General features: G+C 34.9%; 12 protein-coding genes and 1 other RNA gene. 5 read left to right on the forward strand and 8 right to left on the reverse strand.

All coding sequences use genetic code 11. The features are described from left to right. Window positions 1-12: 12 nt before the first annotated feature. Window positions 13-420: a glyoxalase gene (locus tag ACFSTE_RS20820; RefSeq protein ID WP_176030693.1), complete on the forward strand. Its 408-nt coding sequence runs from the start codon at window positions 13-15 to the stop codon at window positions 418-420. 62 nt (window positions 421-482) lie between these two features. Here ACFSTE_RS20820 and ACFSTE_RS20825 read toward each other — a convergent pair whose 3' ends face one another. The 3 genes from ACFSTE_RS20825 to gyrA form a co-directional block, all read right to left on the reverse strand. Further along, a complete protein-coding gene (locus ACFSTE_RS20825; protein WP_176030694.1) occupies window positions 483-2,453 on the reverse strand; it encodes a fibronectin type III domain-containing protein in 1,971 nt (656 codons plus the stop codon). Window positions 2,454-2,661: 208 nt separating this feature from the next. After that, the gene (locus tag ACFSTE_RS20830; protein WP_176030695.1) at window positions 2,662-3,936 is read right to left on the reverse strand and encodes a tetratricopeptide repeat protein; all 1,275 of its coding nucleotides are present in this window, start codon (window positions 3,934-3,936) and stop codon (window positions 2,662-2,664) included. Window positions 3,937-3,970: 34 nt separating this feature from the next. Beyond that, entirely contained in the window at window positions 3,971-6,496 is a 2,526-nt protein-coding gene (gene gyrA / locus ACFSTE_RS20835; RefSeq protein ID WP_176030696.1) for a DNA gyrase subunit A, read from the reverse strand. A 373-nt stretch (window positions 6,497-6,869) separates the two neighbouring features. On the opposite strand from gyrA, the gene ACFSTE_RS20840 reads away from it, so the two are divergent. After that, window positions 6,870-9,428 carry an ATP-dependent Clp protease ATP-binding subunit gene (locus ACFSTE_RS20840; protein ID WP_176030697.1) on the forward strand — a complete coding sequence of 853 codons (2,559 nt, stop codon included), beginning with the start codon at window positions 6,870-6,872 and terminating at the stop codon, window positions 9,426-9,428. Between the two features lie 158 nt (window positions 9,429-9,586). Further along, window positions 9,587-9,970 (forward strand): hypothetical protein, encoded by a 384-nt coding sequence (locus ACFSTE_RS20845; protein WP_176030698.1) that lies wholly within the window; start codon window positions 9,587-9,589, stop codon window positions 9,968-9,970. Window positions 9,971-10,041: 71 nt separating this feature from the next. Here the strand turns inward: ACFSTE_RS20845 and rny are convergent, their stop codons facing one another. The 5 genes from rny to glf form a co-directional block, all read right to left on the reverse strand. Continuing rightward, a complete protein-coding gene (gene rny / locus ACFSTE_RS20850; RefSeq protein WP_176030699.1) occupies window positions 10,042-11,607 on the reverse strand; it encodes a ribonuclease Y in 1,566 nt (521 codons plus the stop codon). A 55-nt stretch (window positions 11,608-11,662) separates the two neighbouring features. Beyond that, a non-coding RNA gene (gene ssrS / locus ACFSTE_RS20855) (6S RNA) lies at window positions 11,663-11,770 on the reverse strand. A 52-nt stretch (window positions 11,771-11,822) separates the two neighbouring features. Beyond that, window positions 11,823-12,122 carry a cell division protein ZapA gene (locus ACFSTE_RS20860; protein WP_176030700.1) on the reverse strand — a complete coding sequence of 100 codons (300 nt, stop codon included), beginning with the start codon at window positions 12,120-12,122 and terminating at the stop codon, window positions 11,823-11,825. Window positions 12,123-12,128: 6 nt separating this feature from the next. Beyond that, complete coding sequence (locus ACFSTE_RS20865; protein ID WP_176030701.1) at window positions 12,129-12,422, reverse strand: hypothetical protein; 294 nt, start codon at window positions 12,420-12,422, stop codon at window positions 12,129-12,131. Between the two features lie 154 nt (window positions 12,423-12,576). Beyond that, window positions 12,577-13,719: a UDP-galactopyranose mutase gene (glf, locus tag ACFSTE_RS20870; RefSeq protein ID WP_378254254.1), complete on the reverse strand. Its 1,143-nt coding sequence runs from the start codon at window positions 13,717-13,719 to the stop codon at window positions 12,577-12,579. A 203-nt stretch (window positions 13,720-13,922) separates the two neighbouring features. Here glf and ACFSTE_RS20875 point away from each other — a divergent pair, with 203 nt between their 5' ends. Next, a complete protein-coding gene (locus tag ACFSTE_RS20875; RefSeq protein ID WP_378298382.1) occupies window positions 13,923-14,972 on the forward strand; it encodes a beta-1,6-galactofuranosyltransferase in 1,050 nt (349 codons plus the stop codon). 224 nt (window positions 14,973-15,196) lie between these two features. Further along, entirely contained in the window at window positions 15,197-16,807 is a 1,611-nt protein-coding gene (locus ACFSTE_RS20880) for a M23 family metallopeptidase (RefSeq protein ID WP_378298384.1), read from the forward strand.

The raw sequence follows: 16,807 nt of genomic DNA on the forward strand, positions 1-16,807 counted from the left end.
ACACTCTTTATTATGGAAAACAGAGAAAAAGATTTACTAAAAATTCGTCCGTTAATTCTGAACTCTCATATCTCTAAAAATATGACTAGTGATGAATTATTCCAAAACAAGACCGTAAGACCTATTATCAAACTTCAAAACGATTTATTTATAGCGGTTTTTAAAAACTATATAAAAAAGAGAAAAAATACTTTCTACGATTTATCTCCAGAAAACAAGATAAGATATATTGAGAATGCTATTCAAAAAGACACCAAATTCAGAAACAGCCTCAAAGGCATGGTGATTGGTTTATTTACTGCAGAGGAGTATGCAACTTACATCAAGAATTCTTCAGCTTTAAACAAGCGAATGATGAACCTGGTAAAAGAACGCCTCCAAAGTAATATGCAATTGTTTGAGCTAAAAAAAGCACAATAAACAAAAGCGGAGCTATTTGCTAGCTCCGCTTTCTTTTTTTTAAATATATTGAAGATGACGATTTACTGTTTTACAAAACGTATAATCGTTGCCTCTTCTCCATTTCTAACTTTAAGAATATACATTCCTTTCTTTAATGACTGTACAGGTACTTCTGATGACAATACTCCTGAAAGTTTTACTCTTCCTTTCATGTCCATTATCTGATATGGCATATTGCTTTTTTCATGTAATTGAAGACGTAGCGTATTGTTTTTAACAGGGTTTTCCTGTAATTGAATCCCTGATATAGCAGGAACAGTTCTATTTCTATCACAGAATCCTATAAAATTCCATCTAGAATTTTTGCGTTCATACAATCGTCCGCTAAAGACTACTCGATCTCCTTCTTCATAGGTAGCTCTAAAGTCCCAAGGAGCAACTCCATCGCAAATACCTCCACCGGTATCTGTAGTAGTGGCTTCTACAGCTGCGCTAAATTGAGATTGATTCCCGGCAGCATCCCTAGCTCTTATCTTAAAACTATAAGTAGTATTAGCTGTTAAATTTGTTATTTCTACAGAAGTTCCTGCTACTGAAGTAACCTGAAGGTTATCCTGAAATATTTCATATGCCGTTACTCCTACATTATCTGTAGACGCATTCCATGATAGCGTTAATGATGTATTAGATACATTAGAGGCTCTTAATTGAGAAGGTGTCGTCGGAGCTTCTGTATCTTCCCCTCCTCCTCCAGAAGGATCATATCCATTAACTGTTTTGGTTTGGCATCCTGGTGCTAACCATTCGCATATATTAGGATAACTAACCGATAAACGACCGTACCAATCTCCTCTATCATTTCCACAAGCTGCATATCCTCCATGCAGTTGTCCAATAATTCTTTGGTTATGATCAAACAATGGCGATCCGGAAGACCCTGGCTCTGTAGTTCCATCATTCCAGTCACTAACCTCCCAATGTGTAGTTCCAGCACCTCCTAAATAAGCAGAAACTGTAGCTGCTTCATAATCAAAAGATATTTTTTTGATATCTCCACTTGGATGGTGAATTCCCGTGGTATTAGAGGGAGCAGCTCCGGTAGCATCCCATCCAGAATAATACACATTATAGCTAGAAGGTGGTGCTGCTGAAAGTTTTAATAAAGCATAATCAGAGTTTGACCCTTTGTTCATTAATTGAGACCCAGAAATAGATTGACTAGTTGATCCATCAACATTTGTACATCCTGGAGATTCATAGTTAAATACAAAAACCCAATTTGTAACATCTGAACCTGTACAGTGGTTCGCTGTTAAAAAATAAGGTGTTCCATCATTAGCTGCATTATTAATTAAGGCTCCTGTACATATTCTGGCTCCATTAGCCAACATGATCATTGCTACTGATCTAATCTGGTCTCTCCATGGATCACCTTCTGCACACGCCACATTATTATTACATGATCCTGAATCTCCAAATGCCTTGGCTAAACCATATACATTTTTATAATCATGTGCTACTGTTTCTATTGCCAGTTGTGGCATCCCTTTTACAGATGAAGGCTGAAAGTATTCGACAACAACCCTATCTCCCTGAACAGGAGCCGTTCCTAGTCTACCAGAAACTTTATTATTAAACTCCGTAAAAGCTCCTTTTACATCTGTTTTTTGTGGGTTATATATGAATAATTGAGCCCCTTTTTCTAAATGAAACTTAGAAAATGTAAGGTTTAGAGAATGTGCTCCCTTAGAAGTTATTTCCAAAACCCAATACTTATCACCATTAGATTTTGTATACCATTTTCCTGAATTAGCAGGCGTAAAATTTACATCATGTGCATAGGCAAAGCGCATAGGCAATCCTTCTTCTTTTTCCTTTTGATCTTCCTTTAACAGTTTAGAAACATTTACAGATGGTAATATTTCTAAAGGGACTGACGAAGATTTCCCGAAGGATTCATCGGAGAAAGCTGGTTTTCCTCCTTGGCTGATCTGAGCGTGCCCTACTACACATCCAATAAGGATGCATATAGCGGTAACTATATTTTTCATGTTTTAAGAGTTATTTATTAGGTGAATAAATGATTTATTAGTAGTTCGAACTATCATTAAATTTAAACAGAAGTTTAACGCACCCCAATTGTTTTTAACTTTTTTAACATTAAATCTATTTTTATTTAGATTTATTTAATAATATAAGTATACGAATAAAAAAAGCCGGATTAATTCCGGCTTTTTTTTATTCGTATGTTACTATGAATTAGTTTCCTCCTTCCAATGCTTTAAGTTTGGTTTTTAACTCATCAGCCTTTGGATCATCCAATTGATAGAAAATATTCATTAATGTACGTAATGCCTCTACATTATCAGGATTTGCCTTTAGCGCTCCCTCTAGGTAAGGAACAGCTTCTCTATACACATCCTCTCTTTGTTTCTTAAGCACTTCATATCTCTTATAATCTTTACTAGAAGTACCTAACCCGTTCATTTCATCAACAATTTTCTTCTCTTTCCCTAGAATTACAGCTGCAACATTAACTTGCGCTGCTTCGTATCCTGGTTTTAAGTCAATTGCTTTTTTATAGTACTCAACAGCCTTATCATTATCTCCTAATCTAGAAGCGCTCACCCCTAGGTTATAGAATAAGTCTGGGTTTTCAGGGTCATTTTTAACGATTTCTTCCATGATCGACTTATACTTCGCTACATCTCCTAACTTGTAGTACATGTCAGCTTCTGCCTGCATCAAAGAAGCATCATTAGGGTTTTCTTTCTTCGCATTTGCCATTGCCTGCATTGCTTCTTCATTCTTCCCCTGACTTACATAAATCAAAACGATATTTTTTGCAATTTCTCCTCTTTTTGAATCAGTTTTTTTCGTCTTAGGATTAATAAAGTCTCCTGTTTTTACAGAAATATCTCGCATATTCTTAGCAGGAAATGCTTCTTCTTTTCCTGTTTTCTTATTTGTAGCTACATATTGTGTCTGAATTCCTGTAAAATTAAGGTCTATTAATTTGTTATAATACGTTAATGCTGTATCATATTCTTTTGCATTCACAGCATTAGAAGCAGCATAATATAGGTATAATGTATCTGCCGGATTAGTTTTAAACCCTAAATACAATTTTTTTGCAGCAGCCGAATGATCTTTTGCATTTTGATCTTTAATCGCATTTTCGATTAAGGCTTGACGCAATTTAACCAATGCTTCATTAGCTACAGGAGTATACTTACTACTTCCTGATGCTTTCTCAATTTCCATTGCTTTGTTATATGCATTTGCTGCACTTTCAATTTTTTCCAAAGCCCCATTAGCTGTTGCCGAAGCAACTTGCCCCTTTAACAAATAGTATTGCGCTTTGTACTTATCAGCTGCAGCTTCTATCAATCCTTCTGCAGATTTTAAAGCTTGACTAGCAGCTTCTAAATTACCCGATTTAATAGCTTTGGTCGCTTCTTTCAATTCTTGCTTTTGCGCAAACCCTACTGCTCCAATCGCTAAAAAATACGCTACAATAAGTTTATTTTTCATTTTCTTTCTTTTTATGGGATTTAGTTTTAGTAAATTACTCAGTTGCACTATCAATATTCGTGCCATTTTCTTTGTTTTCAATATTTTCTTCCTGCTCTTCGTTTTCATCGTCTACATCTTCCTCATCATGCATCACTTTTGCTACCGCTGCAATCGCATCTTTTCCTTTGAGGTTGATCAAACGCACTCCTTGAGTGGCACGCCCCATCACTCTTAATCCTTCTACTTCTAAACGAATAGCAATTCCTGATTTATTAATGATCATTAAATCATCATCATCTGTTACATTTTTTATCGATACCAAGTTACCTGTTTTATCAGTTACAGAAATGGTCTTCACTCCTTTTCCTCCTCGGTTTGTAATTCTATAATCTTCTAACTTAGAACGTTTTCCATATCCATTTTCCGACACTACTAGTATATTACTATCCATATCGTTTACAGCGACCATTCCAATTACTTCATCATTTTCATCTGCTAAGCGAATTCCTCTTACTCCAGATGCTCCACGTCCCATTGGTCTTGTTTTCTCTTCTTCGAATCGGATCGCTTTTCCAGAGCGAACTGCCAACATTACCTGACTCATTCCATTAGTCAGCTTTGCTTCCAGCAATTCATCCCCTTCTTTTATGGTAATTGCATTAATTCCATTGGTTCTTGGTCTGGAATACTGTTCTAAAGAAGTTTTCTTTACTTGTCCTTTTTTTGTAGCCATGATCACAAAATGAGAATTTATATACTCTTCATCTTTTAGATCTTTCGTACAAATAAATGCCTTTACCTTATCATCAGAATCAATATTAATAAGGTTCTGAATTGCTCTACCTTTAGAAGTTTTACTTCCTTCAGGTATTTCGAATACCCGCATCCAGAAACATTTTCCTTTCTGTGTAAAGAACAACATATATTGATGATTTGTTCCTACAAAAAGGTGCTCTAAGAAATCTTCATTTCTAGTCGTACTTCCTTTCTGCCCTACTCCTCCTCTATTTTGTCGTTTGTATTCATTAAGAGAAGTTCTCTTGATATATCCAGCATGAGAAATTGTGATTACCACTTTTTCATCCGGAATCATATCTTCTATACTAAGATCTCCACCGGCATATTCTATCTGAGATCTACGTCCATCTCCATACTTTTCTTTTACTTCAATCAGTTCTTCTTTAATGATATCCATTCTACGACTTTCTGTCGCTAAGATATCTTTAAGATCTTCGATTGTTTTCATCAATTCTTCAAACTCCGCTCTCAATTTATCTTGCTCCAGTCCTGTTAGCTGACGCAATCGCATTTCTACAATTGCCCTTGCCTGAATTTCTGTTAGACCAAATCGCTCGATAAGCTTTGCACGTGCTTCATCTGCATTGGATGATGACCTGATTAACGCTATTACTTCATCTATATTATCAGAAGCAATGATTAATCCTTCTAAAATATGAGCCCGTTCTTCTGCTTTTCTCAACTCATATTTTGTTCTCCTTATTACTACTTCATGTCTGTGATCAACAAAATGATGAATCATCTCTTTGACATTCAATAGTTTTGGACGCCCATTAACCAGGGCTATATTATTAACACTAAAAGATGATTGTAGCGCTGTATATTTATATAATAAATTAAGGACAATATTAGGAATTGCATCTTTCTTTAATATATACACAATTCGCATTCCTTTTCTATCCGATTCATCGCGAATCGACGAAATACCATCAATTTTTTTATCATTAACCAGATCAGCAGTTTTTTTAATCATTTCTGCCTTGTTTACCTGATATGGTATTTCTGTAACGATAATACATTCTCTTCCATTCACCTCTTCAAAACTGGCTTTCCCGCGAATTACAACACGACCTTTTCCTGTTTTGAAGGCTTCTCTTACACCGTCATATCCATATATAATACCTCCTGTAGGAAAATCAGGAGCTTTTATATGCTGTATCAATTCATCAATCTCAATATCATTATTATTGATATACTCTATGGTACCATCAACAACTTCTGATAAATTATGAGGAGGCATATTAGTAGCCATCCCTACCGCAATCCCTGAAGCACCATTAATAAGCAAACCAGGAACTCTGGTCGGTAATACTGTAGGTTCTTGTAAGGTATCATCAAAATTAAATGCGTGATCAACAGTATCTTTTTCAATATCTGCCAGCATATCTTCTGATATCTTACGCATCCTCGCCTCCGTATATCGCATTGCAGCCGGACTATCTCCATCTACAGATCCAAAGTTTCCTTGTCCATCAACCAACATATATCGAAGACTCCATTCCTGAGCCATCCTTACCATTGTATCATAAACCGATGAATCTCCATGCGGGTGATATTTCCCCAATACCTCTCCTACAATTCTTGCGGATTTCTTATGAGCACTATTTGCCCTAACTCCTAACTCATACATACCATACAGTACACGTCTATGTACAGGTTTAAGACCATCTCTTACATCTGGCAATGCTCTTGACACAATTACAGACATCGAATAATCGATGTACGCAGACTTCATCTGGTCTTCTATATTGATAGGTATTAGCTTTTCTCCTTCAGCCATAAATAATTATTTTATTCTAAATTGACTTATTCAACGCGCTAATTTAAGTAAATTAAGACGGTTTTAACAGCCAATACGTACTGTAATATAGGTAATTTATTAACAACTATCGTATACCACATGGTTAATAAGTCTACAAATATAGATTTTGATTATTAAAGTTTTTTTTGTCTATTTACCCGTAAAGCTTGTATTCAACAGCTTTATCGAATAAAACCTATTTTCTGACACCTTATAATTATCTCCATGCTGTCATCATGACAAAATCGTGATAATTAGCCAGAAACATTTTTAAAATAATTAAAAGGAATAACTTTTGTGATGTCTGTTTAAAAATCATTACTTTAGTTATAACAAAGAAAGAAACTGAATTATGGATGATAACTTTTCACCTAGAGTAAAAGATGTGATTGCTTATAGCAAAGAAGAGGCTTTGCGTTTAGGTCATGACTTCATAGGCACAGAACATCTTATGTTGGGATTATTACGTGACGGAAGTGGAAAGGCGATAAGCATTCTCGATGCTTTGGACATAGACTTAACCAACCTTAGAAGAAAAGTTGAAATTCTAAGCCCCGCTAATCCGAATGTAACAATCACATTCAATGAGAAAAAAAACCTACACCTTACAAGACAAGCAGAACGCGCTTTAAAAACCACCTTTTTAGAAGCTAAGCTTTTTCAAAGCTCGTCTATCAATACTGCCCATCTGTTATTGTGTATTTTAAGAAATGAAAATGACCCAACTACCAAACTCTTAAATAAACTAAAAGTTGATTACGATAACGTTAAGGACCAATTTAAGTATATGATCACAAACGAAGAAGAATACATCGAAGAGAGACCTAAAGCAGAATCATTTTCTGAAGATGACGACAATATGGCAGGAGAAGGAAGTAAAGAAAATCCATTCAACTCTCCAGGAAGCGGAACCAAAACCAATAAAAAATCCAAAACTCCGGTTTTAGATAATTTTGGTAGAGATCTTACCGCTATGGCAGAAGAAGGAAAGCTCGACCCTGTTGTTGGTCGTTCTAAAGAAATAGAGCGTGTTTCTCAAATTCTTAGTAGAAGAAAAAAGAATAACCCTTTATTAATAGGAGAACCTGGAGTTGGTAAATCTGCTATCGCAGAAGGACTAGCCCTTCGCATTGTAAAACGTAAAGTGTCACGTATCTTATTTGACAAACGGGTTGTAACTTTAGATCTAGCCAGCTTAGTTGCCGGAACCAAATACAGAGGTCAGTTCGAAGAGCGAATGAAAGCAGTTATGAATGAACTGGAAAAGAATGATGACATTATTCTTTTTATTGATGAAATCCATACCATTGTTGGAGCTGGTGGAGCAACCGGAAGCCTTGATGCTTCAAATATGTTCAAACCTGCCTTAGCCAGAGGAGAAATACAATGCATTGGAGCAACTACACTAGACGAATACAGACAATATATAGAAAAAGATGGGGCTTTGGAAAGACGTTTCCAAAAGGTAATAGTAGAACCTACTAATATCGAAGAAACGATAGAAATCCTAAACAACATCAAAGAAAAATACGAAGAACATCACAACGTTAATTATACTCCTGAAGCAATTGAAGCTTGTGTAAAATTAACGAATAGATATATGACCGATCGTTTTCTTCCGGACAAAGCAATTGATGCTTTAGACGAAGCTGGATCAAGAGTTCATATTACTAATATTGATGTTCCTAAAAAGATTCTAGATCTCGAGAAAAAACTGGAAGAGGTTAAAGAATTAAAAAACAGCGTTGTTAAAAAGCAAAAATACGAAGAAGCTGCCAAGCTGAGAGATGATGAGAAAAACCTGGAAAAAGAACTAGGTATTGCACAGGAACAATGGGAAAAGGAATCTAAACTACACAAAGAGACAGTTGATGAAGAAAACGTAGCTGATGTAGTATCTATGATGACTGGAATCCCGGTAAATCGTATTGCACAAACAGAGAGTAACAAGCTAGCCGAATTACCAAATTTAATTAAAGGTAAAGTTATTGGGCAAGATGAGGCTGTTAACAAAGTTGTAAAAGCAATTCAGAGAAACAGAGCTGGGTTAAAAGACCCGAATAAACCTATCGGTTCTTTTATTTTCCTAGGACAAACCGGAGTTGGAAAAACTCAGTTAGCAAAGGTTCTCGCTAAAGAATTATTCGATAGCGAAGACACCTTAATCCGTGTAGACATGAGTGAATACATGGAAAAATTTGCTGTATCCCGATTAATTGGAGCCCCTCCAGGATACGTAGGATACGAAGAAGGAGGACAACTGACTGAAAAAGTAAGACGAAAGCCATATTCAGTAGTCTTATTAGATGAGATAGAGAAAGCACATCCAGATGTATTCAATATGATGCTTCAGGTATTAGATGACGGGTATCTTACAGATAGTCTGGGAAGAAAAATAGACTTCAGGAATACTATTATCATTATGACGTCTAATATAGGTGCTCGTAAACTTAAGGATTTCGGACAGGGAGTAGGTTTCGGAACTTCTGCTAAAAAATCGCAGTCTGACGAACACGCTAAAGGGATTATTGAAAGTGCCTTGAAAAAAGCATTTGCTCCTGAGTTCTTAAACAGGGTAGATGATGTTATTGTCTTTAATGCACTTGAAAGAGAAGATATCCATAAGATTATAGACATCGAGCTTAAGAAACTATACTCCAGAATTAAAAACCTTGGATACAACCTTTCACTTAGTGAGAAAGCAAAAGACTATATTTCTGACAAAGGGTTTGACCAACAGTATGGAGCGAGACCTCTGAAAAGAGCGATTCAGAAATACATAGAAGATGCACTTGCAGAAGAAATCATTACTTCTAAGTTGCAAGAAGGAGATGCTATTTTTATGGATCTGGAAGATGACAGCAACGAGCTAAGTATCTCTATAAAAAAAGCAGAAGAGTCTGAAAACTAAACAGTAACAGCATTTTTCTTAAAAAACGTTGTTAATACAATAAAAAAAAGCATTGAAAACAGTTGTTTTCAATGCTTTTTTTTTATCCCATAAAACGCTTGCAAGCCCTTTATTTATATACTTTAACCTTTATATTTGCTATGGTAACAACTTAACTAATGATAACATCTTACAACTTTGATTTTTGCGCAGCTGAAATACATAGTGATTACATAAAAACAATCATAAATGAAGGCGCAACCATCGTCCCCGAGCACAACAAAATATTAAAACAAGTAGTTGATCTTCATTTTCAAGATAAGCCGTTTGTTTATATCACCCACAGAGTAAATTCATACTCTGTTAATCCAACCGTTTATATTGAGACTTCTAAAATACCCAATTTAATTGCCTTTGCTGTCGTCTCAGATAACCCAATGCAAGAAACGCTAACTCAATTAGAAAAACCTTTTTTCAAAAAAGAATTCGCTTTATTCCGAACAATGGAAGACGCATTAATATGGAAAGACAAGATGATAGAATCCTCTACAGTACAATCATAACCAATACTACCTAAAAACAAAAAAAAGAGGGGCTTAGCAGCCCCTCTTTCCTTTTATATAATTTTACTTATTTACTTTGCAATATTAACAGCTCTCGTTTCTCTAATAACCGTTATTTTTACTTGCCCCGGGTAAGTCATATCAGTTTGTATCTTTTGAGAGATTTCAAAAGAAAGACTAGCTGCTCTTTCATCATTCACCTTTTCACTCTCTACAATCACCCTTAATTCTCTACCAGCTTGAATCGCATAGGCTTTTTTCACACCACTAAATCCAAACGCGATTTCTTCCAGATCTTTCAATCGCTGAATATACGAATCCAATACCTGTCTTCTTGCTCCTGGTCTAGCTCCACTAATCGCATCACAAACTTGTATAATCGGAGAGATCAAAGACGTCATTTCTACCTCATCATGATGCGCCCCAATAGCATTGCACACTTCGGCTTTCTCTCCATATTTTTCTGCCCACTGCATCCCTAATATAGCATGCGGCACCTCTGTTTCAGTCTCCGGCACTTTCCCTATATCATGTAACAATCCAGCTCTTTTTGCTAATTTTGGATTCAAACCTAACTCTGCTGCCATCACTCCACACAACTTAGCCACCTCACGCGAGTGCTGTAATAAATTCTGACCATATGAGGAACGATACTTCATTCTACCTACCATCTTGATCAACTCAGGATGCAATCCATGAATCCCTAAATCAATAACAGTACGCTTCCCGACTTCGATTATTTCTTCTTCGATTTGCTTTCTTGTTTTCTTCACCACTTCTTCAATTCGCGCTGGGTGAATACGACCATCTGTTACTAATTTATGCAATGACAATCGCGCTACTTCTCTTCTTACAGAATCAAAACAAGATAAGATAATCGCTTCAGGAGTATCATCTACTATAATCTCTACTCCGGTAGCAGCCTCTATCGCTCTAATATTTCTTCCTTCCCTACCGATGATTCGTCCTTTTACATCATCGCTTTCGATATTAAAAACAGAAACACAATTCTCTACCGCTTCTTCTGTACCTATTCGCTGAATCGTATTTATAATTACTTTTTTAGCCTCTTGTTGCGCCGTAAGTTTAGCCTCTTCTATAGCAGTTTGTACCAAAGTCATAGAATCTGCCTTTGCCTGCTCTTTAAGCGACTCAATCAATTGCCCTTTAGCTTCATCAGCAGACAAGCCCGAAATAACTTCTAATTGCTGTACCTGGCTCTTGTGAAGTTTATTGATTTCGTTCTTCTTTTTCTCCAGATACTCATTTCTATGATTATAGTTCTTTATCTTTTCTTCTAAACTAGCGTTTAACTTTTTGTTTTTCGCTAATTCGTTAGAAACTTGTGATTCTTTATCTCTGGTCCTTTTTTCGGCCTCTGCCATTTTTTTATCTCTCGAAAAAATAACTTTTTCATGTTCGGATTTCAATTCGATAAACTTCTCTTTAGCCTGTAAGATTTTATCTTTCTTAATGGACTCTCCTTCACTCTTTGCGTCTCTAATAATGCTTTCTGATGTCTTTTTTGCATTACCAATTAATTGAGATGCTCTATTGCGTTCAAGAACCTTGGCTATAGCAAAACCTATTCCCAAGCCAATTATTCCTGCCACAATCAAAAACATAATGTTATCCATAATTTCAAATCTATATTTAAATAAAAAAAAGCCTGCACTAGTATTGGTTTTGTATAAACTCTGTAAAAACAGGTTTAGGGCTAACAAGCTGATCAAGGATCCCCTCTAAGGAGGCTTGCTTTTACAACTTAAACTCACCCTTTTTAATTAATTCTTGTTGAGTTTATCAAAAAATAACAACTAGTGCAGGCAGTAACCTTGTTATTTTGTATTTCTTATGAACTTGATGACAATTTATCCTGAAGCATCTCATTGAGCAGAATTAATCTGTCTGTTACTTCATTCATATCGTTATCTTTATCTATTGTTTTTTGTTCTACTTGCGCTGCAAATTGCAAGGCACACATAGCCAAAACGTCTTGTTTATCTCTTACCGCATAACTCTGCTCAAACTGCTTAATCATTGCCTCAATTTTCTTTGCCGCTTTTCTCAACCCTTCTTCCTGATCCGGACTAATTGTTAACGGATACACTCTATCTGCAACTGATAATTTTATTTTTAACTTATCGGTCATATTTTACTATTCAGATAATTGAGCAATACACACATCGATTTCCTTTATTAAGGAATTTATCTTAAGCTTTGTTTCTCTTCTATATTTCTCACTGCCTAATATAGCATTAGCATTTTTCAGAGCAGTGTACTTCTCTTCCCATTGCCTGATTTGATCTTCCTGAAAACCTGATTTATCATTCAGATTTTCGATGGTTGCCTTGAGCTCAATATTTTGCTTTTCCAAAGAATCACATTTTTGGACTAACTTCTCTATCTTACTTTCAAGAGCATTAACTATGTCAATCAGATTACTACTCATTTATATAACGCCAATACTTATCGGTACAAAGTTAAGATACCCATTCAAAAAAAACAATAGTTTTTAAACTAATTTAAAGTGTCTCAAAATACTGACCATTAAAGGGCTTTAACATTTCATTAATACCGGCTTTTTTTTCAAAAAAACGCTTTATTTACCCTATGGTTTCTTTTTGCAGCACTTGGTTTACTTTAGTCAGAGAAGAAGCTATGATTTGATGCATATCATAATACCTATATTCTGCCAGCCTACCTCCAAAAATAATATTTTCCAAACACATAGACGCTTCTTTATACTTCTTAAAAATTTCCTGATTCTTATGATCATTCACAGGGTAATACGCTTCTTTTTTTAGTGTCCAGGCTTCTGGATACTCTTTTGTAATAACAGTCTTATCTTGTTTTCCAAAATCAAAATGTTTATGCTCTATGATTCTTGTATAATCATATGTTTTGTCATTATAATTTACAACTGCATTACCCTGATAATTATCCGTATTTAATATTTCATGTTCAAAACGAAGCGAGCGGTACTCCAATGCCCCGTATTTAAACCCAAAAAATTCATCTATCTTACCAGTATACACCACTTTTTTTGCCAATGCTTCCAGTATAGAACGTTCTTCAAAGAAATCTACTCCTGTCCTGGTTTCTATTCCTTCTAAAAGTCCATTTATTATCGTATTGTACCCTCCTTTAGGAATTCCCTGATAGCGATCATTAAAATAATTATTATCAAAAGTAAACCGAACAGGGAGGCGTTTTATAATAAAAGCAGGTAATTCTACAGCCTTCCTACCCCATTGCTTTTCTGTATACTCTTTGATTAAAGTATCATAAATATCTTTTCCTACTAAAGACAAGGCTTGTTCTTCCAGGTTTTCAGGGGACTTGGTTCCATAAGTCTCTATTTGCTTATTAATAATCCTCTTAGCTTCTGCCGGTGTTTTCACCCCCCATAACTGATAGAATGTATTCATATTAAAAGGAAGGTTGTATAACTTTCCTTTTGAAAACGACAATGGGGAGTTTATATAATTATTAAATGAAGTAAACTGATTTACATAGTCCCATATCTTCTTATCATTGGTATGAAAAATATGCGCTCCGTATTTATGAACTTCTATGCCTTCTATATGCTCGCAATAGACATTTCCTCCCAGATGATTTCTTCTATCAATTACCAGACATTTTTTCTTTCTTTTCGTCATCTCATGGGCAAAAACACTCCCAAACAACCCGGCTCCTACTATCAAATAATCATATTCTCTTCTTTCCTCTTTGCTATCCTTAATCATGTTTGACTTGTATATTAGAGCCCAAAATATAATTTTTATTATACCTGAAAGAATTAAAAAAGAAATTTTATCAAATCAAACACCTAACTTGATTCTTTAGCAAACCAGTTTCAAGAAATAAAATAACATGCTGATTTATCCCGTTACTACATAAAAAAATAAACTGTATATTCCCCCTCCCAAATACCAACCAAACTCAACCGATGAATAAAAAATTTTTTATTTCCAGGAACTACAAATCTGTTTTTAATGCAGCTGGAAAGGCTAAAATTGATTGTGAAGATATTTTAAAAGAAATAAGTTTTCGTAACATAGGTTTTTCTCAATCAGCAATCCCTAACTCTGCCATAGGTACTATTAAAAACTTTTTCGGTATTACATATGCATTGTTACGACTCCCGGTTAAAAGCACACTATGTACGCAATATCCTTTTAACAAATTCAGAAGTTACATCATAGCAATAGCTAAACTAAAAAATTGTTCTATTATTACAATTGTACACGATGTAAGAGCTTTAAAAGGGCGAACAAACAACATACAAAAAGAGTTAGACAAGATCATTACTACAGATGCGATTATTGTACATAACGAATCTATGAAGCAGTGGTTTCTGAATCAGGGAACTTCTATCCCTATTACTGTACTCGATATTTTTGACTATCTACCATCCAAAGGAATTCCGATGCAAAATGACACACATACTACTGATCAAAAATATGAAATTGTATATGCTGGTGGGTTTGCACATGGAAAAAATGCCTATATCTATGATCTGGATACCGTACCCAATCAACATTTTAGTATGAAATTATATGGCGTAGGGTTTGATTACGATAAACTTCGTGTAAAGAAAGAAGATTCGATTATTTCTTATGAAGGAGCTTTTCCCTCTGATGTAGTCGCGTATCACATAAAAGGTTCTTTTGGGTTGGTATGGGATGGAATATCCACCGAAGAATGTTCTGGTCAATATGGTCAGTATCTAAAATACAACAATCCGCACAAAACCTCTCTCTACATTTTATGTGGACTTCCTATTATTGTATGGGATAAAGCCGCTATTAGCGATTTTGTCTTAAAAAACAATATTGGTATTACTGTATCCAACCTTGAAGATCTCGATAATCAATTACAAAAAATAACTGAACAGGAGTATCTATCCATGAAAGAGAATATTTATAAGATAAGAACTAAAATCGGCTCTGGAGGGTTTCTCAAAAACGCTGTAAGCGAAGCACTAGAAAACATCTGATATAAAACAAATTACACTGTAGTAAAACACATCAGGCAATAGACCGGAAATGATTTTTAATTCTGAAGCCCGTTTCAGAACATTTAAATCTCGATTATCGCGTAAATTTTAAGTAGCTTTATACTCAAAAACTCATTACACCAAATATGCGAGTACTATCATTTTTCATTTTATTTATATCTTCTTTTGTTTTTGCTCAAAAAAAAGTTCCAAATGATTACTTCATGAATCCATTGGACATCCCATTAGCTACCTCTGGTACTTTTGGAGAATTGAGATCGAATCACTTTCATTCAGGAATAGATTTAAAAACACAAAAACGAGAAGGCTTAAATGTATACGCCGCTGCATCAGGTAGAATCAGCAGAATCAAAGTTTCCCGTTTCGGCTATGGTAAGGCTTTATACTTGACCCATCCTAATGGATATACAACTGTTTATGCACATTTAAAAAAATTCGCCCCTGAAATAGAAGCTTATGTAAAGAAAAAACAGTACACAAAAGAATCGTATCAAATAGAATTGTTTCCTAAGTCAGAATCCTTTAAAATTAAAAAAGGTGACATTATTGGTTACAGCGGAAATACTGGAGGCAGTGGAGGCCCACACCTTCATTTCGAAATTAGAGATTCCAGCGCTCGTCCTATGAACCCAATGAGTTTTGGTATCGATGTTAAAGATTCCAAGAAACCAATAATTAACAGTGTTTGGGTCTATACACTCGGAAATAACACACATGTTAACGGACACCAAAAGCCACAACGGCTAACATTGTCCCCACAAAAAGATGGTACATATACCGCTTCCAAAATTCATGCAATTGGAAATATTGGTATTGGTATTTCTACAATTGATCAACAAGATTTAACAACAAATAAGAATGGAATTTTCTCTATCGAAACTTTTGTGAACGGACAAAAGAATTTTTCACTGGAAATGAATCGATTTTCTTTTGCTGAAACCAGATATATTAACCGCCTTATTGATTTCTCTTATTACAAACAAAATAGCAGTAGAATCAGTAAGCTTTTTATTGAAAGAAACAATCCTTTATCTATCTATAAAGACGTTCTTAATAAAGGAGTGATTACAATTCAGGACAGCCTCTCCTATTCTATTACTATCAAAGTAAAGGATTTTAAACAAAACACCTCTACCATCGTTATTCCTGTTGACGGAAAGCAAGTTGATAACGTAATTAAAAACGAAATTTTAAAAACGCCTTATTATGCTAAACCAAGTCAGAATTTCACCTATTCTGCTAATGGTTTCAACCTTCTAATTCCTAAAGGCAGTTTATATGAAGATGTTTTTCTAGATATTACCACAAAAGGAGATACTATTAAAGTACACAATAGTAAAACTCCACTTCATAAAAAAATGACTTTAGTCTTTGACGTTTCTAAATACACAGAAAAAGACAGAAAAAAATTATTCATAGGAAGAGTTAATAACAGAAAACCTCCTTCTTACCAAACAACCAGCAAAAAAGGAAGTAAGTTCTCCTTACGAACAAAATCATTTGGTACCTATGGTCTTTTCTCAGATACAAAAAAACCTACTATTGTCCCTATCAATGTAGCTGATAAAAAATGGATGACACAAGCTCAGTATTTAAAATTAAAAATAAACGATTCTGAAACAGGAATCTTTAGCTACAGAGGAACCATCAACGGGAAGTTTATTTTAATGGAATATGATTACAAAACAGGGATGCTTGTCTATGACTTTAATGACAAAATTATCAATGCTTCAGAAAATAAATTTAAACTTATTGTGTTAGATAAGGTAGGAAATAAATCAACCTATGAAGCGACTTTCTTCAGAAAACCATAA

Source organism: Aquimarina hainanensis (assembly GCF_042684685.1).
Taxonomy (GTDB): Bacteria; Bacteroidota; Bacteroidia; order Flavobacteriales; family Flavobacteriaceae; genus Aquimarina; species Aquimarina hainanensis.